This window comes from Bacillus sp. YH3-2-B2 (genome assembly GCF_053663335.1).
In genome coordinates this window covers 823,080-845,062 of sequence record NZ_JBSJQE010000003.1, presented here as the reverse complement: position 1 = coordinate 845,062, position 21,983 = coordinate 823,080, and the positions used below count along the sequence as shown (strand labels likewise).

Here is a 21,983-nt window from a genome sequence, read left to right as displayed (position 1 = left end):
TCATTTTTCTCACAAACATGGTATGATAGTGGATGGACCATCAAAACTGCATCACTGTCACGCGCTGAAATATCATGCGGCAGGTTTAATCAAAAAGAAAGTTACAGATACTGACGATAACGTAAAAATAAATGGAAGCGCCGCTGTGCGGGCTTTTCGCCCGCTGCGGTCGCAAAATGAAATGAGCGTCATATACTGGGGAACAGATAGACGTTTGTTGGAGGTACGATTATGACTGTTTATCATTTTGTTGGAATAAAAGGGACAGGTATGAGCCCGCTTGCTCAAATCCTGCATGATACGGGGTATCAGGTGCAGGGATCGGATATCGAGAAGCAGATTTTCACTCAGGCTGCCCTTGAAAAAAGAAATATCCCGATCTATCCGTTCAGCGCCGATAACATCAAACCCGGCTTAACGGTAATCGCCGGAAACGCATTTCCTGATTCTCATCCGGAAATCGCAAAGGCGCTCGCTGAAGGGATTCCTGTCATCAGATATCATAAATTTTTAGCTGAATATATGAAAAAATATACAAGTGTCGCAGTAACGGGCGCACACGGCAAGACGTCCACAACGGGCCTCTTGGCACACGTGATGCAGCAGGCGAAGCCGACTTCGTTTCTTATCGGGGACGGGACGGGCAGAGGAAATGAAAGCAGCGAATACTTTGTATTTGAAGCTTGCGAGTACCGCCGTCATTTCTTAAGCTATCAGCCTGATTATGCGATTATGACGAATATTGATTTTGACCACCCTGATTATTTCGCCAACATTGACGATGTGTTTGATGCTTTCCAAAACATGGCGCTTCAAGTCAACAAAGGCATCATTGCCTGCGGTGATGACGAGTACCTGCCGAAAATTCACGCCAATGTGCCTGTCGTTTATTACGGCACGGGAGAAGAAAACGATTTTCAAGCGAGAAACATCGTAAAAAATACGGAAGGCACGACATTTGACGTCTTTGTCCGCAATACGTTTTACGATACGTTCTACATCCCGGCATACGGCCATCACAATGTCCTCAATTCCTTAGCGGTCATTGCGCTCTGCCACTATGAAGAGATAGACGTGAACATGATTAAGCTCGGACTTGAATCATTCGGCGGCGTCAAACGCAGATTCAATGAAAAAGTGATCGGCAGCCAGGTACTGATCGACGACTACGCCCACCATCCGACTGAAATCAAAGTCACGATTGAGGCGGCGCGCCAAAAATATCCCGAACGTGAAATCATCGCGGTATTTCAGCCGCATACGTTTACACGGACGCAATCATTCCTGGATGAATTCGCAGAAAGCTTAAGCGCGGCCGACCGCGTGTATCTGTGCGACATTTTCGGCTCTGCCCGCGAGAACGTCGGCAAGCTCACGATCACGGATCTTCAGGAAAAAATCGATAACGCAGAACTCATTGAAGAAAATGACACATCCGTGTTAAAAGCGCATGAAGGCGCAGTGCTGATCTTCATGGGCGCCGGAGACATTCAAAAATATATGAGAGCCTATGAAAACGTCATAGCGTAACAAAAAAGCAGTGGGGCTCTCACTGCTTTTTTGCGCGTGCTGCAAAAGGGATTTACCGATAAACGGAGAAATAGTATACATACAGACCTTTCATATATGTTTATCATTTTGAGAATTGGGTATATACCACTATATCCTGCATTATAAGGAGGTATTAGATGATCATCATTCTTTACTTAAGCGTCGCACTCATTGCCGTTGCATTTCTCATCCTCGTCATCTATCTGTCCAAAACATTAAAGTCCGTGCAGATGACTTTAACAAACGTAGCCTCGACTTTAGACGGCCTTGAAGGGCAGATGAAAGGCATTACCGCAGAGACAGCCGAGCTGTTACATAAGACAAACCGTCTCGCGGAAGACATTCAGGAAAAATCAGAGAAATTAAATACGGTTGTCCATGCTGTTCAGGAAGTGGGAACTTCCGTCCAGCAGTTTAATACATCCATAAAGCAGGCAGCAGGTTCCGTTACGGCCTCTGTAAGAGAGAATCAGGATAAGATCAGTCAGGTTGTCACCTGGAGCCAGGCCGCTATGGAAATATGGGACAAGTGGAAGCAAAAGAAAAAAACATCGCTTTAATCATAAGAAAAATCCACTAAGGAGGAATCATAATGAGCAAAGATGGAATCAATAGTAAGGATTTTTTAATCGGAACGCTGATCGGGGGAATTATCGGCGCGACAACGGCGTTGTTTCTGGCGCCTAAATCAGGTAAGGAGCTGCGCGACGATCTCGGCAGTCAGGCTTCTGCGTTAAAGGATAAGACGGACAGAATGACGGCCGATGCGAAAGAAAAAGGCTCTCAATATGTCAGCATCGCCAAGGACAAAACTTCTAATATCACCCAGCTGGTAGCTGATCAGTCAGGCCAGATTATGAATAAAGTGAAGGATTTAAAAGACCGTTCTAAGAGCACACTAACCGAGAAAGCCGAAGAGACGAGAAGCGAAATGCAGGACACGGCCCAAAGCATCAAGGCCGAAGCGGAAGACGCCGGGGAAAAAGCCGGTCAGGCAAATCGCTGACCTTCAATAAGGAGAGATAACCGACATGACAAAACAGCTGATATCATCTGAAGAAGAGTTCAAAAATGCCGCTGAGAAAGAAAACACGCTCGTGTTTTTGAAACACAGCACAACCTGCCCGATCAGCCAAGCCGCGTTTCAGGAGTTTGACGCCTTTGCATCGGAGCATTCAGAAGTACCTTCTTATTACCTGCATGTGCAGGACAGCCGGCCGCTTTCAAACTATATCGCCGAGACATACGGCGTGAAACATGAAAGCCCGCAAGTATTCGTCATTACAAACGGCGAAGTGAAATGGCACGCGTCTCATTCACAAATCACAAAAAACGCAATAGAGCAGCACCTTTCATAATTGCTGGCCGCCGGTTGATACCGGCGGTTTTTTTTTTGAAAAAAACTATTGATCATTTCAGCCGGATCATGTAGGATATCAATATATACTGCTTCAACGCATAAAAGCTTAAAAGCGTTTTGGTGATAAAGTCGAATGTGAAAAAATTTATTATTTCATATTCCTATTTTCGCATAACTGTAGTAAGATGCATGTTAACCATTAAAATAAAACATAGCATAGAAGGGATGAAAAAGATGAGCAACAAGGAATTAGAGAGCCTAAGACAGCAGGCAGACGCACTAAACTTAGAAATCCTTAAATTAATCAATGAACGCGGAGCCGTTGTAAAAGAAATCGGTAAAGCAAAGGAAGCACAGGGTGTCAACCGATTTGACCCTGTCAGAGAGCGTACAATGCTTAACCGCATTATTGAAAGCAATGACGGCCCATTTGAAAACTCAACGATCCAGCATATTTTCAAAGAAATTTTCAAAGCCGGACTTGAACTTCAAGAAGAGGATCACAGCAAAGCGTTGCTCGTCTCCCGGAAGAAAAAAGCAGAAGATACGATCGTTGACATTAAAGGCGAAAAAATCGGTGACGGCGATCAGAGATTCATCGTCGGACCTTGTGCCGTAGAAAGCTATGAGCAGGTTGCCGAAGTCGCGGCCGCCGCGAAAAAACAAGGCATTAAAATCCTGCGCGGGGGCGCGTTTAAACCCCGCACAAGTCCGTATGATTTCCAAGGTCTCGGCGTAGAAGGCCTGCAAATTCTTAAACGCGTCGCTGATGAATATGACCTCGCGGTGATCAGTGAAATCGTAACGCCCGCCCACATTGAGCAAGCGATTGATTACATTGACGTCATTCAGATCGGCGCGCGGAACATGCAAAACTTTGAATTGCTGAAAGCCGCCGGCTCCGTTAAAAAGCCGGTATTGTTAAAACGCGGTCTTGCCGCAACAATTTCAGAATTTATCAATGCAGCTGAATACATCATGTCACAAGGAAACGACCAAATCATTCTTTGTGAACGCGGAATCAGAACGTACGAAACGGCAACGAGAAACACGCTCGACATTTCTGCCGTGCCGATTTTGAAACAGGAAACTCACTTGCCGGTGTTTGTTGACGTCACACACTCAACAGGCCGCCGTGATCTCCTGCTTCCGACAGCAAAAGCGGCGCTTGCGATCGGCGCTGACGGCGTGATGGCCGAAGTTCACCCTGATCCTTCCGTTGCCCTGTCAGACTCTGCGCAGCAGATGGATATCCCTGAATTCGAGAAATGGCTGAACGAATTAAAGCCGATGCTGAAAGTAAAAGCATAATACAATGTTCCGCTCTTTAAAGGCCGCCTCGCGCGGCTTTTTTTCGTATCTTCATTTTATTTAATTATAAAATGAAAGTGAACGTTTTCATCACTGGGAAAAACGTGTATAATTTCATGAGAGATATTTAAATTTGATGAATAATGAAAAATAATGTACACTACTGACTTACGCTTACAATCATAAACGACAGAATGCGAAATCGTACGACATTTCTTTACATAAAGTGTTTATGCTATAGATAAGGATAAGTGTATCCAGTAAAAGGAGTGGTTTCAGTGAGCAACATTACGATATACGATGTGGCCAGAGAAGCAAATGTCAGTATGGCGACTGTTTCCCGCGTCGTGAACGGCAACCCGAATGTAAAACCGACGACCAGAAAAAAAGTATTGGAAGCCATTGACCGGCTCGGCTACCGTCCGAACGCGGTGGCAAGAGGGCTTGCAAGCAAAAAAACGACAACGGTCGGCGTCATCATCCCTGATATCTCAAGCATTTTCTACTCGGAACTTGCGCGTGGAATTGAAGATATCGCGACGATGTACAAATATAATATTATTTTAAGCAACTCGGATCAAAATCTTGAGAAAGAACTGCATCTGTTAAATACGATGCTCGGCAAACAAGTGGACGGTATCGTATTTATGGGCGGCAACATTACGGACGAGCATGTCGAAGAATTTAAGCGCTCTCCTGTGCCGATCGTCTTGGCGGCATCAGTGGAAGAACAGGGCGAGACGCCTTCTGTCGCCATTGATTATGAACAGGCGATTTATGATGCCGTTAAGCTTTTCATTGATAAAGGGCATCGTGATATTGCATTCGTCTCTGGACCGATGCAAGAGCCGATCAACCGTTCGAAAAAACTGCAAGGGTACAAACGGGCGCTTGAAGAAGCGGCGATTCCGTTTAACGAGCAATTCGTAGCGGAAGGCGATTACACTTATGATTCCGGTATGGAGGCGCTTCAAAGTTTGATGGGCCTTGACCGGAAACCGACGGCGATTCTTTCTGCGACGGATGAAATGGCCCTCGGCATTATCCATGCGGCCCAAGATCAAGGTCTTTCGATACCTGATGATCTTGATATTATCGGTTTTGACAATACGAGATTGAGCCTGATGGTCCGCCCTCAGCTTTCAACAGTCGTGCAGCCTACGTACGATATCGGCGCCGTGGCGATGAGACTTTTGACAAAACTGATGAACAAAGAGCCGGTTGAAGAGCATATCGTCGAATTGCCTCACCGCATCGAATTAAGACAATCAACCAAGTCATAAAAAAACGGAAAAGCAAGCTTCACTCTGAGGGGTGGAATCTTGCTTTTTTACTTGAGTAAGGAGAAGATATGAAACGTTTTGATTATCTGACGCCCGTTGGCTTTATGTTAGGCTGTATTATCGTCGCAATCGGTATTCTGTCAGGGACGGGACTGGCGGGAATCAGTTCATTTTTGGATCTGACTTCTTTTTTAATCGTCACTGGCGGCCTTGCTGCGGCGATTTTTATCAGCTTTCCGCCGAGGGATTTAAAGAAAACCCCTTCTGTTCTGAAACAGGTATTCTCCCGTCAGGATGACAATGTGAAAGAGCTTGTCAGAGTATTTGTCAGCCTTTCGGAGCAGGCGCGCAGGCAGGGGCTGCTGTCTCTGGATGACCAGGCGCGGGAGATCAATGATCCGTTTTTAAAAAAAGGGCTTTTGCTTGCGATTGACGGCTGGGACGAGGAAACGATCCGGCTGGTGATGGATTCTGAGATCGCCGCAATGGAAGAAAGACACAGAAAAGGAAGACGCGTTTTTGAAAAAGCCGGTGATTTCGCACCCGCCTGGGGAATGATCGGGACGCTCGTCGGACTCGTTCTTATGCTCAAAAATTTAAATGACCCGCATACCCTCGGACCGAACATGGCCGTTGCGCTATTGACGACGCTGTACGGAGCGCTGCTTGCCAATTTGGTGTTTATTCCAATCGCGGCAAAACTTGAAGAAAAAACGGAAAGTGAAATTTTCATCAAACAGGTCATGATCGAAGGGGTTGTCGGCATCCAATCGGGCAAAAATCCCCGCAACCTCGAAAGTCAGCTCGTCGTCTTCAGCTCAAGAGAAGACTGGCGTAAAGGACAGCCTGCGAACAAGAAAAAGGGCGCTGTCCATGAAGCTTAGAAAAGAGCGTTTTGAAAGAAGAAACAAACCGGAACATTCCGGCGGTTCACCAAGATGGATGGTGACGTTCGCTGACTTGATCACGCTCATTCTCGTGTTCTTTATCTTGCTTTTTTCGATGTCGCAAATAGACGCGGAAAAATTTCAATCTGCCGTTTCATCGATTCATACAAACGGCGGCGGGGGTGAACCGGCGTCATCAGACAAAGCAAACGAAAATAAAGAACAGGATTTGCTGTTACAAAACGTGAAGACATACATAAAAGCGCATCATTTGAGTTCCAAATTGACGGCGAAGCGCGATGAGCGCGGAGTGGTTCTTGTGCTGCAGGAGGCCGTTCTGTTTCAGACGGGAAAAGCGGATGTGCTGAAAAACGCCGAGCCGGTTCTGCATCAGATCGCGGTGCTTTTAAAAACAATTCCGAATGACATACAGGTAGAAGGCCATACGGACAGCCGCCGGATTTCCACCTATCAATTCCCGTCGAACTGGGAGCTGTCGTCTGCAAGAGCGGCGAGTGTGATCCGGTATTTTACCGCGAATGAAGACTTTTCCGCCAAACGGTTTATCTCTGCCGGGTATGCGGATACGAAACCTGTGAAGGACAACAAAAGTCCCGGACATATGAAAGAAAACCGCCGTGTAGAAATTGTGATCAAAAAAACGACCTCCTCATAAGGTCGTTTTTTATTTTGTTTTATACCGCTGCTCAGACCGGATGGCAAAAAGAGCTTTTTCCACGGTTTGGGCATTTTTTTCTGAAATTTCTTCTTTACGGGGAATCGGAGGATATAATTGTTCAGGATCACTCCAAAAAGCGGGCAACGTGCAGGGGGAATGCTTCTGCCATTTATCAATCCATTTCTGCGGTATGCGCTCCCCGGGATCAATCCCTTTCATCTCAAGCCAAATGCGGCTCCATGCTCTCGGGACGACTCTCCAAATATCGTATCCGCCGCCGCCGACCGCGATCCATCTGCCGCTGCAATATTGATGGGCTAATGAATGAGCGAGCCGCGGGATCTCCTGATAAATGGAGATTGTATTGGACAGGTGTGTCAACGGGTCGTAATAATGGGCGTCCGCACCGTTTTGGGTAAGTATGACATCCGGCTTAAAAAAAGCCGCGATTTCTGAGGCGGCCGTTTTGTAAGCGTGGAGAAAGGAATCGTCCTCTGTGAAAGCGTCCAGCGGAATGTTAAAAGAATAGCCGTAGCCTTGCCCGCTTCCTTTTTCCAGTACCTGCCCCGTCCCGGGAAATAAATAACGCCCGGTCTCGTGAAAAGAAACAGTGCAGACATCAGACCTGTCGTAAAACGTAAATTGAACGCCGTCGCCGTGGTGGGCGTCTGTATCAATGTATAACACTTTTGCCCCGTAGTTCTTCTGGATGTATTGGATGGCCACGGCGCTGTCATTATAGATACAAAAGCCTGACGCCCTGCCGCGGAAGCCGTGGTGAAGGCCGCCTCCTAAATTGCAGGCGTGCCTGGCTTGTCCCGTCATGACGTAATCAGCCGCCGTTAAGGTGCCGCCCACCAGAAGCGACGCAGCTTCATGCATGCCGGCAAAAACGGGGGTGTCTTCCGTTCCGAGACCGTAGCTTTCTCCTTCTGCGGCAGGGAGCCGGCCCGCACCCGCAAGTTCCACCGCCTGTATATAATCCTCTGTATGAACGAGAGCCAGCTCTTCTTTAGAGGCCGTGCGCGGAATGACGATGTCTCCTTCGTCAAACGCGTCCGCCGCCTGAAGCAGATCGTATGTTAAAAGCACGCGCTGCTGATTGAACGGATGATCCTGATGAAATTGATACGTCTGATAAGAAGGCGAATAAACAAAAACGCTGTCTTTCATGGCTGATCCCTCAAATGCTTCGGCCATAAGACATTGTATCCGGCTTCATGAACGGCACGGATAAAAGGGAGCGGATTCATCGTCTTCACCCGGAAGACGAGAATGTTCGACCCGGCGGAATCATGGGGATAGACGAGCACACTCAGGATTTGAAGCTGAAGATCACGGCACAAGCAGCTGAGATCAGCAAGGCTTTTTGTCATATCCGTCACCAGGATTTCCACCTGGGATCCCGGCTGGGCCGCGCCTGTCAGGCTGACGAAAGTCCGGAGCACGTCGGTTTTCGTTAAAATGCCCGTCAGCTTATGGTTTACCGTAATCGGCAGACAGCCGATGCCGTGCTCATAAAAGGAGGCGGATATTTCTTCCACAAAGTCAAGCGGATGGGCGCAGATGACATCCCGCTTCATAATGGTCTCCACTTTGTTTGTCAGAAACGCGCCGCGTTCCTTTTGTTCAAAGCTGCCGGGGCCGGCCTGTTTAATGTCTCTGTCTGTGACAATACCGGTGACGTGCAGCTCGTCGTCGATGACAGGGAGATGGCGGATATGATATATCTTCATTTTCCGGACGGCTGTTTCAATGGAGTCGTGTTTTGAGACGGTGATGACGTCCCGTTTCATGATTTGTTCTGCAATCATCTTTTTATCCCCTTTGTATGTCAGTCAATACATAAATCGCTGATAAAAACGAAGCCTGTCGAACTGTTCAATTGACTCCTGACTGACGTGCCTGCCGATGCGGGCCATCAGACAATTGGCCGGATGAGAGCTGATTTCCGGTTCATCCGTTGCAAACCAGACAAGACCCCCGGCATTCATCATCTTTTCCATGATCTTTCTGTATTCCCACACATCTTTTTTCATTCCTTTTAAATCCCAATGCCAGTAATATTCCGTCGTCATGATGATGTACCGTTCCATCTGTTCATCCATCATGCTGACTGTCAGCAACGTTTTTCCGACAGAACAGCCCCTGTAGCCGGGAGCGACCTCGATCGCACCGAGTTCAAGGAGGTCTTCCATATTTCCGTCAGACCACCGTTCAAGCGGATCAGGATATAAATACGTCACATAGCCGATAATCGTCTGTCCGTCCCTGGCGATAATGATCCGACCTTCAGGAAGCCCGGCGATCTCGATTAACGCTTTGTGCTGTTCATGAGGAAGGCGAAAGGCTGTCAGGCCTTCATGAAACTCATACTGTGCTAGGTCCTTTGGAGGAACGGGCCCTTCTACCAATAGAGGGCCGGCTGCTGTCTGAATTGATGAAGAATGGTACGTTTTATGATGTTTCACTGATTCACCGCCTGTCGGTTCTTAATAAAAACACATCTCTCTTAAGCATAACAAAATATAAAGCGTTTTCAATAGTGTTGTAATTTATATTTTAAAAATTGAGAAAACTGTGAACATCTACTATAATTAGTCTATAGATAAGCAAAGGGGGATGTTGCATGAATTTGAAAGCGTTGCCGGCGGAAAAGGGGAATTATCATCTGCGAAATTATGAGGAAACGTACCGCAGCTTCGATTGGAAAGAGGTCGAAGCGGAGTTTTCCTGGCATCAGACGGGGAAGCTGAATGCGGCGTACGAAGCGATTGACCGTCATGCCGAATCATTTCGAAAAAACAAAGTAGCGCTGTATTACAAGGACGCAAACCGGGATGAAAAATACACATTTAAAGAAATGATGGAGGAATCGAACCGGGCGGGAAATGTACTGAGACGGTATGGAAACGTGGAAAAAGGGGACCGCGTTTTTATTTTCATGCCGCGTTCGCCGGAGCTTTACTTTATCATGCTCGGCGCAATTAAAATCGGTGCGATCGCCGGCCCTTTATTTGAAGCGTTTATGGAAGGCGCCGTCAAAGACCGCCTGTTGAACAGCCAGGCAAAGGTTGTCGTGACGACACCTGAACTGGCCGAACGGATTCCGGCGGACAGCCTGCCCGACCTCGAGCATATTTTCATTGTCGGCGGCAGCAAAGAAGCGGGAGATAAAATCATCCATTATGATAAAGCGGCTGAGGGAGAAAGCACGAGACTTGATATTGAATGGATGGACAGAAGAGACGGCTACCTGCTTCACTACACATCAGGGTCTACCGGAACGCCCAAAGGTGTGCTCCATGTTCATGAAGCCATGATTCAGCAATACCAGACCGGCAAGTGGGTGCTTGATCTTAAAGAAGACGATATTTACTGGTGCACTGCGGACCCGGGCTGGGTGACCGGGACGGTGTACGGGATATTTGCGCCGTGGCTGAACGGAGCGGCGAACGTGATCGTCGGCGGCAGATTCAGTCCGGAAAACTGGTACGGCACGATTGAGAAGCTCGGTGTCAGCGTCTGGTACAGCGCTCCGACGGCTTTCAGAATGCTTATGGGCGCCGGAGATGAAATGACATCCAAATTTGACCTTACTTCACTTCGTCACGTCCTGAGTGTCGGAGAACCTTTGAACCCCGAGGTCATCAAGTGGGGACATAAAGTATTCGGCAAGCGCATCCACGACACGTGGTGGATGACAGAAACGGGCGGACAGCTCATCTGCAATTATCCTTGCATGGAGATCAAGCCGGGCTCAATGGGGAAACCGATTCCGGGAGTGGAAGCGGCGATCGTTGACAATCAGGGAAATGAGCTTCCGCCGTACCGAATGGGAAATCTCGCCATTAAAAAGGGCTGGCCGTCGATGATGGATTCCATTTGGAACAACAAAGAGAAATATGATTCTTATTTTATGCCGGGCGGCTGGTATGTTTCCGGAGATTCTGCTTATATGGATGAAGACGGTTATTTCTGGTTCCAAGGCAGAGTCGATGATGTCATCATGACATCCGGCGAGCGCGTCGGCCCGTTTGAAGTCGAAAGCAAACTTGTTGAACATCCGGCGATTGCCGAAGCCGGCGTCATCGGAAAGCCGGACCCTGTCCGGGGAGAAATTATTAAAGCGTTTATCGCGCTCAGAGAAGGGCATGAGCCATCCGATCAGCTGAAGGAGGACATTCGCCTCTTTGTAAAACAGGGGCTTGCCGCGCATGCCGCACCGCGGGAAATTGAATTCAAAGATAAACTTCCGAAAACACGGAGCGGAAAAATCATGAGACGTGTGCTGAAGGCGTGGGAGCTGAACCTGCCAGCAGGCGACCTGTCCACAATGGAAGATTAAAGACGGCGTTGACATCGTATTTTATTTATGTTAAAAATGAGTAAGCTTCATACGAAAAGGTTTTGATTGAGACAAGTAGGATATCTGATTGTTCCAGAGAGCTGATGGCCGGTGAAAATCAGCACATAAGATATGCCGAATACACTCATGAACCGCTTTTGCGAACAAAGCTATTCCAAGGCTTTCAGTAGTGAAAGAACGGACACGGTCCGTTATCAAAAAGAGTGATAAAAGCTTTTTTATGTTTTTATTAGTAGGGTGGTACCGCGATTATATCGTCCCTTCGTTTTAAACGAAGGGGCGTTTTTTATTTTCATAAACAAAGGAGCAGACAAAATGACTAACTTATTAGAGGATTTATCATTCCGCGGCTTAATCCAGCAAATGACGGATGAAGAAGGACTGAATAAACAGCTGAGCGAAGAAAAAATCCGTTTATACTCAGGGTTTGACCCGACGGCTGACAGCCTGCACATCGGACACCTTCTGCCGATATTGACACTGCGCCGTTTCCAGCTTGCAGGCCACCATCCGATTGCGCTTGTAGGCGGCGCGACGGGACTGATCGGCGATCCGAGCGGCAAAAAAGCGGAGCGTACGTTAAATACTCAGGATATCGTTGTCGAATGGTCGCAAAAAATTAAAAATCAGCTTTCCCGATTTTTAGATTTCGAGGCGGGAGAAAACCCCGCTGTCATAGCGAACAACTTTGATTGGATCGGAAAGCTGAGCATCATTGAATTTCTCCGCGACGTCGGAAAGAACTTCGGAATTAACTACATGCTTGCGAAAGATACTGTAAGCTCAAGAATTGAAACCGGAATTTCTTACACGGAATTCAGCTACATGATCCTGCAATCCTACGATTTTCTGAATCTGTACAGAGAAAAGAACTGCAAACTCCAAATCGGAGGCAGTGACCAGTGGGGCAACATCACGGCCGGTCTTGAACTGATCAGAAAATCAGAAGAAGAAGGGGCGAAAGCTTTCGGTCTTACCATTCCGCTCGTCACAAAAGCTGACGGCACGAAATTCGGCAAAACGGAAGGCGGCGCCATTTGGCTTGATAAAGAAAAAACATCGCCGTACGAATTCTACCAGTTCTGGATCAATACAGATGACCGCGACGTCGTCAAATACTTAAAATACTTTACTTTCTTGTCAAAAGAGGAAATTGAAGCTTATGCTGAAAAAACGGAGACGGCTCCTGAGAAAAGAGAAGCGCAGAAACGTCTCGCTGAAGAGGTGACGGTTCTTGTACACGGCCGCGAAGCGCTTGAGCAGGCTGTTCATATCTCCCAGGCGCTGTTCAGCGGCAATATTAAAGAGCTTTCTGCTCAAGACGTCAAGGTAGGATTTAAAGATGTACCTTCGTTTGAAAAAGACCGCTCTGAAGAACTGTCTTTAGTAGACGTGCTAGTGGAATCTAAATTATCGCCTTCAAAACGGCAGGCCCGCGAAGACATTCAAAACGGAGCTGTTTACATTAACGGCGAGCGCCAGACGGACATCGGGCATCTTCTGACTGCGGAAGACCGCATTGAAGATCAATTTACCGTACTGCGCCGCGGAAAGAAAAAATACTTCCTGATCACGTACTGAAAATAAAAAGCAGTCCGGCCGCTCCATGCGGCAGGCTGCTTTTTTATGTTTTGTGAATACTGCACGGGGAAATGAGTACAGTACATGGTATAAGCAAAACAGGGAAGGGGTGCTGCGCCGTGAATTTTATGTTTACCATCGCCAAAGAAAGATTGCAGCGGGATCATTGGGAACAGCAGCAAAGCATAAACGCCGAAGCCGAAGCCGAGGAATCAGAGACGGAAGAAGAAAATCCGATATCATAAAGGTAAAGCCTCCATTCTGCGGAATGGAGGCTTTTGATTGTCACCATATCAGTCTGACGGCGGCCATCAGCACGACTCCTGTGATGACCGTGATGGATAAGCTTTTTGTCAGCATCGCGCAAAGCAATGTCGGGATGAGAACGATCATTGCTTTCCAATCAAAGGTCAAAGCGCTGTTTGTTTTCACAATCATGCTTTCCGTTACCAGAGCCGTCAAAATGCAAAGCGGAATAAAGGAGAGCCATTTTAAAGCCAATTCAGGCATCTGAATGTTCCGGACAAATATAAACGGAACAATGCGCGGCACAAGTGTAACAATCATGCAGCCGAGTATAATCCAGATCATTTGTGTGCTGATGCTCATTTGTCCGTCACCACCCCGATCGTTGCCACAATCACGGTTGAGACGATGACCGCGATGTGTGACGGGACGAAATACGATAACAAGACCATAAAAATGATCATATAGAGAATTAAGGAGAGGCTGTGCTTCAGCTTTTCCGAAGCGGATGACTGCAATTGCAGCACAAGCAGCGCCGCGAACATAGCGGGCAAAGCAAAGTCCAGGCCGAGCGCGTAAGGATCAGATATCCATTGCCCGAGAAGCCCGCCCATCACGCAGGAAATAACCCAGCACATGTAAGCGGTTATATTGAGGCCGTTCATCCACTTATCGTGTAACCTGCCGTTCTGAGCCGCTTTGTTCACCGCTACTCCGAAAGATTCGTCAGTAAGCAGAGCCCCGAAGCCGATATTTTTCGCCAGAGAGTATTTCGTGAAATACGGCGCGATGGTCAGGCTCAGCAGAAGGTGCCGCAGATTGACGATAAACGTCGTTAAAATAATGGCGGAAATCGGACTCCCGGAAACAAGGAGCGAGCAAATAATAAATTGGGCGGCGCCGGCATAGACACACAAGGATAACAAACAGATTTCAAGAATGCTTAGATGAGAGGCAACGCCGACGATGCCGAAAGCAAAACCGATGCTCATATAGCCCAGCAGCGTAGGCACACAATCCCGCACCCCCTGTAAAAACGTATCGTTCATTTCCCGGGAAACGGCGGTTTTTTGCACTTCTGTGTTAATCATTTTTTATACTCCTTTCATAGAGATTATAATGATAACGACTAATGAAAAAATCAAAGAAAATACGGTTCACATTTATATGAACCGATTTCCGGTGACGACATGAAATAACGAATGGTTTTGTTTCATCAGGCCTTCAACTTTTTCAGCCCCGACTTCTTTCACAAGCTCTGCGAACATCAGATCGTGCCTCATATATTCCATGGCCACGAGAACGAGAGCGGGATCTTCTGATTTAATGGCCCAGGCATTCGTCTGCGGAGAAAAATTGGCGATTAAGACTTCTTTATTATCTCGGGCAGCTATCGTTAATCTTCCGCCCATCCGTTTCTCCGCCACTTCAGGAGACATATTATGATTTGTCGTATTTCCGAGCTTCACTTCCGGAGGGCCGAACACAATCGAAAAGACGGGCAATTGTTCGGCGGCGCGTTTATTAGCGGCTTCTTGAATAAAGGGAATCTGCTGTTCCCAGACAGACAGCCACAACTCTTCCTCGGCTTTTTCAATCATATCCTTCATCTCATTGATGACATGATCATTCGTGCTGATGCGGCGGATGACATTCATCTCCTGCTCGCTTTCCAGCGCCAATAACTTTTCCTCAAGGTAGCCGAATGAGTTCTCGAAATCGTGCCGGAGCCGGTCGATTAATTCCTTTCCGGCCAGCGGGGCATATGTAACCGGATCAGACGGTACAATATGGACAGCGCCTTTATCAACTAATTTCCCCAATACCTCATAGATCATTGAGCGGGGGACGCCTGACCTTTTGCTGATTTCATATCCGGTAACAGGCGAGTGTTTCAACAAGCCGATATATGCTTTACATTCATATTGAGAAAATCCAAACTTCTGTAATTCTTTCAGAACATCGTCCATAAACATCCTCCGTAGTGGTTATTCATGAAACTACTATAATGTAAGCGGTTATATCTTGTCAATGGGACTTGAGTGCTGAAAGAAAGGTTCGCCTGTTTTGTCGCTTTCCAACTTAGTTTATGATGAGTTACATGTATGGCTTTTGTGAAAAACGTTGCCGTAGACCCACACGAATGCCGTTTGATACGATAAATACAAGAAGTCAAAAAGAGGAGGATCACGGTGGAAAACACCTCTAAAATCGCTTTTTTATCGGTTATAAGCAATTCCCTGGTCGTCATGCTCAAAATAGTGGTGGGGATAATAACCGGATCTGTCGCTATACTTTCTGAAGCCATTCATTCTTTTTTAGATTTGATCGCCGCCTTCATCGCCTTTATCTCCGTCAGGATTTCAAAAAAGCCGGCTGATACAGGGCATCCGTACGGTCATGGAAAAGTCGAGAATCTGTCGGGGACCATCGAGACGATTCTGATTTTTGCGGCAGGGATTTGGATGATATATGAATGCATTCAAAAACTGGTGAACCCGGCGCCGGTTCATCTGCCCGTATTGGGAATTGTTGTGATGCTTGCTGGGGCTCTCATTAATTTGATCGTTTCGAAGTTCGTAAAAAGAGAAGCCGAAAAGGTTAATTCCGTGGCAATGAAATCAAATGCCCTGCATTTACTGACTGACGTGTACACATCATTAGGCGTAGCGGCAAGCCTTTTGGTCGTTACCTTAACGGAGTGGTACATACTTGATCCCATTATAGGTATGGTGCTGGCGGTGTATATCATATATGAAGCGTTTAAATTAATGAAAGAAGCATTCCCGCCGCTGATTGATACCCGTTTGTCGGAAGAGGAAGAAAAAACAATTTTAAAGATTATCGAAACATTTCAACAGGAATTTATTGAAATTCACGATTTTCGTACAAGACGCTCCGGCCCGCAAGAGTATATTGATTTTCACCTGGTCGTAGCCTCTCACGTGACGATTAAAGACGTGCACGACCTGTGTGACCGCATTGAAAGAGATATTACGGATGAATTCAAACAAGCACAGGTAATGATTCACCCCGAGCCGGAGAGCGAGAGGAAGAAATAAATCGATCTTATGTTTGCGTTTGTTCCCGGCAAAATGCCTGCAAAAGGCCCGTTCCCACGGGTCTTTTTGTTGTATAAATGTCCATTTCTCGCTCATATGAGAGAGAAGCTTATACACGTGAGGGATACATTTCATACGTTATGTTGTAAAGAAAAAGGGAGGTGAACAGAATTGAACGCTATTTCTGTTAAAGAAATTGAACATGGAGTTGCCGTTGCGGAAAGAGAAGGTTTAGGGGAGTATTTATACCAAGAACCGGTTTCCAAAAAATGTTCGGGCCGTTCCCGCAGCAGAAAACGGACACACCGCTCCCGCAGCAGAAAACGGAGTCATCACCGGACACACCGCTCCCGCAGCAGAAGACGGAGCCATCACCGGACACACCGCTCCCGCAGCAGAAGACGGAGCCATCACCGGACACACCGTTCACGCAGCAGACGGTCCCATCAAAAACGTACCCGCAAGCGCTGTTTTAAATGCTGACTGCAGACTCTATTACAAGTAACGGAGATCTGCTATAATGGCAAGAGAACTGCATAAAAGATCCGGTATCATCATCTGCGGACACTGAACTGACAACATGGCGCTGTTTGTTCGTGTCCGTTTTTTGTGTCAAAAAAAGATGCCGGAGGATAAAAAGGAAGGGATGACGCCGAATGAAGCTGAATGAGGACTTTTATAACTCTGAAGGAAAGACAGTCTCTTCGCAAAACATAAGCAGCAAGCTTTTGCATATCACGGACAGCGGGCATATCAGCGTTGACTTCATCAGCATAAGCAGGCTGCGGAAGGCTTCAAAAATCGCGATCTTAGGTGACAGCGTCGCCCGGGGGCTGCGTGCGGAATACGGCTTTGGTGACATTCTGAAAGACCGGACAGACGCTGAAATAACCAATCTGTCTGTCAGCGGCGTTAATATGAGCAACAACGGAAGCGATAACATTTATCAGCAAGCGCTTAAAACAAAAGGACATGATGTCATTATTGTCCAGGGAACAGATGATGATTGGTGCAACCACATTCCCATCGGCACAGATGAAAAGGATATCACCACATTTTACGGAGGCTTCTGTCAAGTGATTCAGCAGCTGCGAAGCGGAAATAAAGGCGCGAGCATCATTGTGGTGACCCCAACGAGACAAGCAAAAATATCAAAAGGAAAAATCGTCCGCCGTGATACTGATAAAAATAAACTGGGCCTGAAGCTGGCTGACTATGTGAAAGCCCAAAAAGAAGCCTGCACACTCCTCTCTGTACCGTATGCCGACCTGTTTGATACAGATCTCATCGACCCGTATAATCCCGCTTTCCGAAGCATGTGCATGTCAGAAGGTCTTCATCCGAACGAGAAAGGGCATCAAATCATATTTCAGGAAATCTGCCGGAATTATTATTACTATTATGGGTAACACAGCGCTAACAGATTATTTTCGGCCTTGCTTTTCTAAAAGCTCAATTATTCTTTGAGATGCGTGTTTTTGCGCTCTCAAAAGCGAGACGATATTACCGGTAAAACCGATTAAAATGATCAGCAGCAAAATGATCATCCACATAAGTGAACCTCCCGTCGAGTGTTGAAAAACCCACTCTTTATTTTACTTATTATGGATGGGGAAGAGAATAGGTCTAACTATTGGTGTTTCTTTATCAATCCATAAAAAAATGCACAGACTGAACGGGTCTGTGCATTTTTATTCGCTTATTTCAGCAGGTTCAATGATTCACGATTAAAGGCTTCCAAATCGTCAGGCGTTCTGCTCGTTACGATGTTATGGCTCACGACGACTTCTTCATCTTTATAATGTGCGCCGGCATTGATTAAGTCTTTGCGGATGCTGCGGAATCCCGTGATATCTTTTCCTTTAAGAAGGTCGGTATCAATCAGCAGCTGCGGGCCGTGGCAGATCGCGAAAACGGGTTTCTGATTTTCCACGAATGCTTTAGTGAATTCACCCGGGCGGTCATCTCCGCGCAGAAGATCCGGTGAAAAGCCTCCGGGAATCAATAACGCATCGAATTCCTTTGGGTCTGCGTCTGAGATCGCTTGATCGATCTTTACTTTCTCACCGTGCTTGCCCGTCACTTCTTTCCCTGCTTCTAAATCTATTGTCACCACACTGTGGCCCGCTTCTTTAAATGCTTCCGCCGGGCTTGTATATTCAATATCCTCAAATTGATCTGTCATCAGAACTGCGATTTTTTTGCTCATACATCATGCCTCCTGTGAATTTGTATATGACAAGAATATCAGGCGGATTGCCGCCTCACAACGTATTTGCTTGAAGATACGGCATGAAAAAAAGACCCCTCTGAAAAAGAGGAGCCAAAAGGTACGGAGGTCTGCTGAAACTTACGTGTTTAACTTGAGATAAGGCAAGAAATCGAACCAATTACTTTTTGCGTCTTTTTTTATCCTTTTTACACCCGCATTTCCCCGGATCGCCCGGATCAATGACTTCGTGAATTGTTTCTTCCTGATAAACGTGGCGGGGAACATAACGGATATGTTCTCTGTTAATGTGTTTGATGGGATGGACGTAAACCACTTCTTTGTCAGTATACTTGTCAGTCACAATATACTTAGGGTCACAGTAATACACTTTCGATTTTTTACCCATTCATCTCACCTCCCGTACTTTATTAAATGCTGAAAAGGAGGGTTTTGCATCGGACAAGTACACCATGGCAAGTCCACAATTTTTCAGCTGCAATTTCGTTTTTCTGGTTTTTCCTGAAGCCGTCTCAAATTGGTATGGCTAACCCTTTTTGAACGGGGAAATCTATAAAAAAGAATTCAAAAACGATTCTTTTCTCAGGTCAATCGAGATGCATACATCTTTAGGGGGATTTCAGAATGCTCGATGAAAAAACGATTGAAATCATTAAAAGCACAGTGCCGGTCTTAGAAGAGCATGGTGAAGAAATCACAGGCCGATTTTATGACCTGCTTTTTCAGCATTACCCTGAGCTGCTGAATATCTTTAATCAGACGAATCAAAAGAAAAAAACACAGCGTACGGCCTTGTCGAATGCTGTGATTGCGGCCGCAGCCAATATTGACCGGCTGGAAAACATAGTCCCCGTCGTCAAACAAATCAGCCATAAGCACCGGAGTATCGGTGTTAAGCCCGAACATTATCCGATTGTTGGAAAGTACTTGTTAATCGCGATAAAGGATGTGCTAAAAGACGGGGCTGCTCCTGAGGTCATTCAGGCATGGGAAAAAGCATACGGCGTCATTGCAGATGCTTTTATCGGAATTGAGAAGGACATGTATGAACAAGCGGAAACGCAAAAAGGCGGCTGGAAAGACGATAAGGCGTTTAAAATTGATAAAAAGGTAAAAGAAAGCAAAGAGATAACGTCGTTTTATTTAAAACCGGAAGACGGACAAGTTCTCCCCGAATTCAAAGCGGGACAGTATATCAGTGTAAAAGTATACATTCCGGACACAGGCTATACGCATGTCCGCCAGTACAGTTTGTCGGATGTATCCGGTAAGGATTATTACCGGATTTCCGTGAAAAAAGACGGAATTGTTTCTTCATATCTGCATGACCAATTACACGAAAAGGATTCAATTGAGATCAGCGCTCCGGCCGGGGATTTCGTATTAGACCCTGATTCCAAAAAGAATCTGGTTCTCATCAGTGCCGGTGTCGGAATTACCCCGATGATCAGCATGTTAAAGACGGTTGCCAAAACCCAGCCGCAGCGAAACGTTCTCTTTATCCATGCGGCAAGGAGCGGAGAGTATCATGCGCTGCGGCATGAAGCTGAAGAAGCCGCAGAACACTCATCTGTTGACACCGTCTTTATTTACAGCGAGCCGTCCGAACAAGAACGTTCAGAAAATATTCGTTTTCGGGAAGGTCGGATTGACAAACAGCTGTTAGAAGAAGTGATGACAGATAAAGATGCTGATTTTTACCTGTGCGGATCCCCGTCGTTCATTAAAGAAATGAAAAAACTGATTTCTGAATTCAATACAACGCCGGAATCCATTCACTATGAATTATTTGAACCGCAGCTGAGTATGGTGTGATTGAAGAAGGAAGGACGATGATTTTAATGTATGAAGCACCCGGGTTGGGTGCTTTATTATTCTAGATAACAGAACGAACAGGGAATTAGAGCGGGTTGTCCCGTCGATGGCTGCCGCTGAGTATGTCGGTTTGGATGATATAGGCACGCACACGCTGAGGAAAATATTCGGGTACCATTTTTACAAGCAAACAAAAGATGTTGCCATGCTGCAGGACGGACAACCCTTCGATTCATTGGAATCAATCAGGATGCCATGAACAACGCTATGAAGAAATTCAAGATATAAGCAGGCTCATCTCATAAACAAGATGAGCCTTTTTTTTTGCATATTTTTATTGATTCCCTTCAAAAAGCATATGTGGAATTCATTTTAGTCATATTGCTTGAAAACAAGGGTGGCGAGGGCTGACGGGCTTCGGGCAGTTGCACAGTATATAACATATGGGTAATTCGTGGATAAATGTGGATACTTCCTGTAAATGTTATATAATAGGGGAAAAGTTTAGGAGTGAAAAATTTGAACTTTGATACGAAGTATCTTATTAGGTGGGGAATACCAGGATGGGTATTCATTATGTTAATAAGCTTGCCAATCTTATTTTTATATCATAATGAATTACTTAAATTAAAAATAGATATATCCAAGACCTTGGGTCTTTTTGTATCATTAGCTTTTTTCGGAGTAACTATCGGATACATAATGCAACAAATTCACTTTTCTAGTCGGTGGTCTAAAAATAAACAAATCATAGATGAAGCTGCTAGAATGATAAATGCTGTTGAGGAGCACGTTAAGGGTGTAAGTCTGTTTGAGTGGGGCGAAAATCATCATCAAGATTATTATGTATTTGAATATGTTTGGCATAGGGGGTTATTGAGATTAAAAGATGCTCAAAGAGATTATGTAGCTGATCGATATAGGCATATACTTAGCACAATTCATAGTTTAGGTACTCTTAGAGTTTCTCTGGTGATTTCCTTTGTGATTAATTTGGTCACTTTAACAAAATATAATTTTGATAGTTATTTTAATTCAACCTTCAATCCAAATATGTATATATTCAATTTAGTTATATTTATAATTTATCTTGGACTTATAGGTTGGTTGTTTAAAGTAGTATCAAAAGGTTACGAGCATTATTCAGCTAACTTAAATGCGTTTCAAGGTTATTTTTTGAACGAGCTAATAAATTGGGGTACTCTCAAAGAAAATAAGCAACAAGAGGAAGAGGAAGAAGTAGAAGTCAGTTATTAAAATGGCACAAACTTGGCAGAATAACGGCACACCATTTTCTTTTAAGTGAGGTATTATGGTAATAGGTAATAAATTTAAGAAGGTTCTCTGGTTCTCAAGAAAGCAGATAATAATTATAGTATTCTTCTCGATCCTATGAGAAGAGATTATAGGAGGATTAGTATGAAAATAAAAATCATTATGGATAGTGGTAAAGAATATGTAACAGTGAAATTTGAATCAAAAGAAGACTTAGCGACTAAATTAGGACAATCACCAGATGAGGTTTTGTATTTTTCTGTAGATGATGAAGAAAAAATATATTTGAATGCAGAACACGTCTCCTCTTTTGAAATTCTAGATTAGCATCCTT

General features: G+C 45.6%; 26 protein-coding genes, 2 pseudogenes and 1 other annotated feature. Of the genes and pseudogenes, 19 read left to right on the top strand and 9 right to left on the bottom strand.

Annotation, left to right across the window (positions count from 1 at the left end; translation table 11 throughout):
• The first annotated feature begins 231 nt into the window (after positions 1-231).
• From murC to motS, 8 genes are all read left to right on the top strand, one after another.
• Positions 232-1,530, top strand: coding sequence for a UDP-N-acetylmuramate--L-alanine ligase (gene murC / locus ACWJJX_RS14415; protein WP_032873626.1), 1,299 nt, complete (start codon positions 232-234; stop codon positions 1,528-1,530).
• A 158-nt stretch (positions 1,531-1,688) separates the two neighbouring features.
• A complete protein-coding gene (locus ACWJJX_RS14410; RefSeq protein WP_003152378.1) occupies positions 1,689-2,111 on the top strand; it encodes a DUF948 domain-containing protein in 423 nt (140 codons plus the stop codon).
• A 32-nt stretch (positions 2,112-2,143) separates the two neighbouring features.
• Positions 2,144-2,557, top strand: a complete 414-nt coding sequence (locus ACWJJX_RS14405; protein WP_003152380.1) for a YtxH domain-containing protein — start codon at positions 2,144-2,146, stop codon at positions 2,555-2,557.
• A gap of 25 nt (positions 2,558-2,582) precedes the next feature.
• Positions 2,583-2,909, top strand: a complete 327-nt coding sequence (ytxJ, locus tag ACWJJX_RS14400; RefSeq protein ID WP_017418385.1) for a bacillithiol system redox-active protein YtxJ — start codon at positions 2,583-2,585, stop codon at positions 2,907-2,909.
• Positions 2,910-3,145: 236 nt separating this feature from the next.
• On the top strand, positions 3,146-4,222 hold the full coding sequence (locus ACWJJX_RS14395; protein ID WP_003152383.1) for a bifunctional 3-deoxy-7-phosphoheptulonate synthase/chorismate mutase: 1,077 nt from the start codon (positions 3,146-3,148) through the stop codon (positions 4,220-4,222).
• Between the two features lie 278 nt (positions 4,223-4,500).
• On the top strand, positions 4,501-5,505 hold the full coding sequence (gene ccpA / locus ACWJJX_RS14390; protein ID WP_003152385.1) for a catabolite control protein A: 1,005 nt from the start codon (positions 4,501-4,503) through the stop codon (positions 5,503-5,505).
• A gap of 68 nt (positions 5,506-5,573) precedes the next feature.
• The gene (gene motP, locus ACWJJX_RS14385) at positions 5,574-6,389 is read left to right on the top strand and encodes a flagellar motor protein MotP (RefSeq protein ID WP_156735661.1); all 816 of its coding nucleotides are present in this window, start codon (positions 5,574-5,576) and stop codon (positions 6,387-6,389) included.
• Complete coding sequence (motS, locus tag ACWJJX_RS14380; RefSeq protein WP_070082224.1) at positions 6,379-7,068, top strand: flagellar motor protein MotS; 690 nt, start codon at positions 6,379-6,381, stop codon at positions 7,066-7,068. Before motP ends, motS begins: the two co-directional genes overlap by 11 nt.
• A 9-nt stretch (positions 7,069-7,077) precedes the next feature.
• Here the strand turns inward: motS and ACWJJX_RS14375 are convergent, their stop codons facing one another.
• From ACWJJX_RS14375 to ACWJJX_RS14365, 3 genes are read right to left on the bottom strand one after another with little or no spacing between them, the layout of a single operon-like run.
• Positions 7,078-8,244, bottom strand: coding sequence for an acetoin utilization protein AcuC (locus ACWJJX_RS14375; RefSeq protein ID WP_071391487.1), 1,167 nt, complete (start codon positions 8,242-8,244; stop codon positions 7,078-7,080).
• Positions 8,241-8,885, bottom strand: a complete 645-nt coding sequence (locus tag ACWJJX_RS14370; protein WP_226565833.1) for an acetoin utilization AcuB family protein — start codon at positions 8,883-8,885, stop codon at positions 8,241-8,243. The genes ACWJJX_RS14375 and ACWJJX_RS14370 overlap by 4 nt, the downstream gene beginning before the upstream one ends.
• A gap of 24 nt (positions 8,886-8,909) precedes the next feature.
• Positions 8,910-9,542, bottom strand: coding sequence for a GNAT family N-acetyltransferase (locus ACWJJX_RS14365; protein ID WP_003152390.1), 633 nt, complete (start codon positions 9,540-9,542; stop codon positions 8,910-8,912).
• A 158-nt stretch (positions 9,543-9,700) separates the two neighbouring features.
• On the opposite strand from ACWJJX_RS14365, the gene acsA reads away from it, so the two are divergent.
• The 3 genes from acsA to sr7p all read left to right on the top strand — a co-directional run bounded on the left by acsA (position 9,701) and on the right by sr7p (position 13,266).
• Positions 9,701-11,419 (top strand): acetate--CoA ligase, encoded by a 1,719-nt coding sequence (gene acsA / locus ACWJJX_RS14360; RefSeq protein ID WP_454023063.1) that lies wholly within the window; start codon positions 9,701-9,703, stop codon positions 11,417-11,419.
• 53 nt (positions 11,420-11,472) lie between these two features.
• Positions 11,473-11,705: a binding site (T-box leader), on the top strand.
• A gap of 50 nt (positions 11,706-11,755) precedes the next feature.
• On the top strand, positions 11,756-13,021 hold the full coding sequence (gene tyrS, locus ACWJJX_RS14355) for a tyrosine--tRNA ligase (RefSeq protein ID WP_025853300.1): 1,266 nt from the start codon (positions 11,756-11,758) through the stop codon (positions 13,019-13,021).
• Positions 13,022-13,140: 119 nt separating this feature from the next.
• Positions 13,141-13,266, top strand: coding sequence for a small protein SR7P (sr7p, locus tag ACWJJX_RS14350; RefSeq protein WP_255219922.1), 126 nt, complete (start codon positions 13,141-13,143; stop codon positions 13,264-13,266).
• 40 nt (positions 13,267-13,306) lie between these two features.
• Here sr7p and ACWJJX_RS14345 read toward each other — a convergent pair whose 3' ends face one another.
• The 3 genes from ACWJJX_RS14345 to ACWJJX_RS14335 all read right to left on the bottom strand — a co-directional run bounded on the left by ACWJJX_RS14345 (position 13,307) and on the right by ACWJJX_RS14335 (position 15,237).
• Positions 13,307-13,630, bottom strand: coding sequence for an AzlD domain-containing protein (locus ACWJJX_RS14345; protein WP_003152394.1), 324 nt, complete (start codon positions 13,628-13,630; stop codon positions 13,307-13,309).
• Complete coding sequence (locus ACWJJX_RS14340; protein ID WP_077722711.1) at positions 13,627-14,358, bottom strand: AzlC family ABC transporter permease; 732 nt, start codon at positions 14,356-14,358, stop codon at positions 13,627-13,629. Before ACWJJX_RS14340 ends, ACWJJX_RS14345 begins: the two co-directional genes overlap by 4 nt.
• Positions 14,359-14,430: 72 nt before the next feature.
• A complete protein-coding gene (locus tag ACWJJX_RS14335; RefSeq protein ID WP_017418381.1) occupies positions 14,431-15,237 on the bottom strand; it encodes a TrmB family transcriptional regulator in 807 nt (268 codons plus the stop codon).
• A gap of 222 nt (positions 15,238-15,459) precedes the next feature.
• On the opposite strand from ACWJJX_RS14335, the gene ACWJJX_RS14330 reads away from it, so the two are divergent.
• The 4 genes and pseudogenes from ACWJJX_RS14330 (at position 15,460) to ACWJJX_RS14315 (ending at position 17,738) form a co-directional block, all read left to right on the top strand.
• Positions 15,460-16,329 (top strand): cation diffusion facilitator family transporter, encoded by an 870-nt coding sequence (locus tag ACWJJX_RS14330; RefSeq protein WP_070082220.1) that lies wholly within the window; start codon positions 15,460-15,462, stop codon positions 16,327-16,329.
• A gap of 171 nt (positions 16,330-16,500) precedes the next feature.
• A pseudogene (locus ACWJJX_RS14325) lies at positions 16,501-16,551 on the top strand (hypothetical protein); the annotation flags it as partial.
• A gap of 47 nt (positions 16,552-16,598) precedes the next feature.
• On the top strand, positions 16,599-16,805 hold the full coding sequence (locus ACWJJX_RS14320) for a hypothetical protein (RefSeq protein ID WP_454023062.1): 207 nt from the start codon (positions 16,599-16,601) through the stop codon (positions 16,803-16,805).
• Between the two features lie 180 nt (positions 16,806-16,985).
• Entirely contained in the window at positions 16,986-17,738 is a 753-nt protein-coding gene (locus ACWJJX_RS14315) for an SGNH/GDSL hydrolase family protein (RefSeq protein WP_029973317.1), read from the top strand.
• Positions 17,739-17,753: 15 nt separating this feature from the next.
• Here ACWJJX_RS14315 and ACWJJX_RS14310 read toward each other — a convergent pair whose 3' ends face one another.
• From ACWJJX_RS14310 to ACWJJX_RS14300, 3 genes are all read right to left on the bottom strand, one after another.
• Positions 17,754-17,882 (bottom strand): hypothetical protein, encoded by a 129-nt coding sequence (locus ACWJJX_RS14310; RefSeq protein WP_255219918.1) that lies wholly within the window; start codon positions 17,880-17,882, stop codon positions 17,754-17,756.
• 146 nt (positions 17,883-18,028) lie between these two features.
• On the bottom strand, positions 18,029-18,538 hold the full coding sequence (locus ACWJJX_RS14305) for a type 1 glutamine amidotransferase domain-containing protein (protein ID WP_025285115.1): 510 nt from the start codon (positions 18,536-18,538) through the stop codon (positions 18,029-18,031).
• 181 nt (positions 18,539-18,719) lie between these two features.
• Positions 18,720-18,947 carry a hypothetical protein gene (locus ACWJJX_RS14300; protein WP_003152402.1) on the bottom strand — a complete coding sequence of 76 codons (228 nt, stop codon included), beginning with the start codon at positions 18,945-18,947 and terminating at the stop codon, positions 18,720-18,722.
• Between the two features lie 236 nt (positions 18,948-19,183).
• Between ACWJJX_RS14300 and hmpA the strand changes: the two genes are divergently transcribed.
• The 4 genes and pseudogenes from hmpA (at position 19,184) to ACWJJX_RS14280 (ending at position 21,976) form a co-directional block, all read left to right on the top strand.
• Entirely contained in the window at positions 19,184-20,374 is a 1,191-nt protein-coding gene (hmpA, locus tag ACWJJX_RS14295) for an NO-inducible flavohemoprotein (RefSeq protein WP_454023061.1), read from the top strand.
• 109 nt (positions 20,375-20,483) lie between these two features.
• Positions 20,484-20,662, top strand: a pseudogene (locus tag ACWJJX_RS14290) (site-specific integrase); the annotation flags it as partial.
• 231 nt (positions 20,663-20,893) lie between these two features.
• On the top strand, positions 20,894-21,631 hold the full coding sequence (locus ACWJJX_RS14285) for a BA5345 family protein (RefSeq protein ID WP_166706019.1): 738 nt from the start codon (positions 20,894-20,896) through the stop codon (positions 21,629-21,631).
• 162 nt (positions 21,632-21,793) lie between these two features.
• On the top strand, positions 21,794-21,976 hold the full coding sequence (locus tag ACWJJX_RS14280) for a hypothetical protein (RefSeq protein WP_088461261.1): 183 nt from the start codon (positions 21,794-21,796) through the stop codon (positions 21,974-21,976).
• Positions 21,977-21,983: the final 7 nt, after the last annotated feature.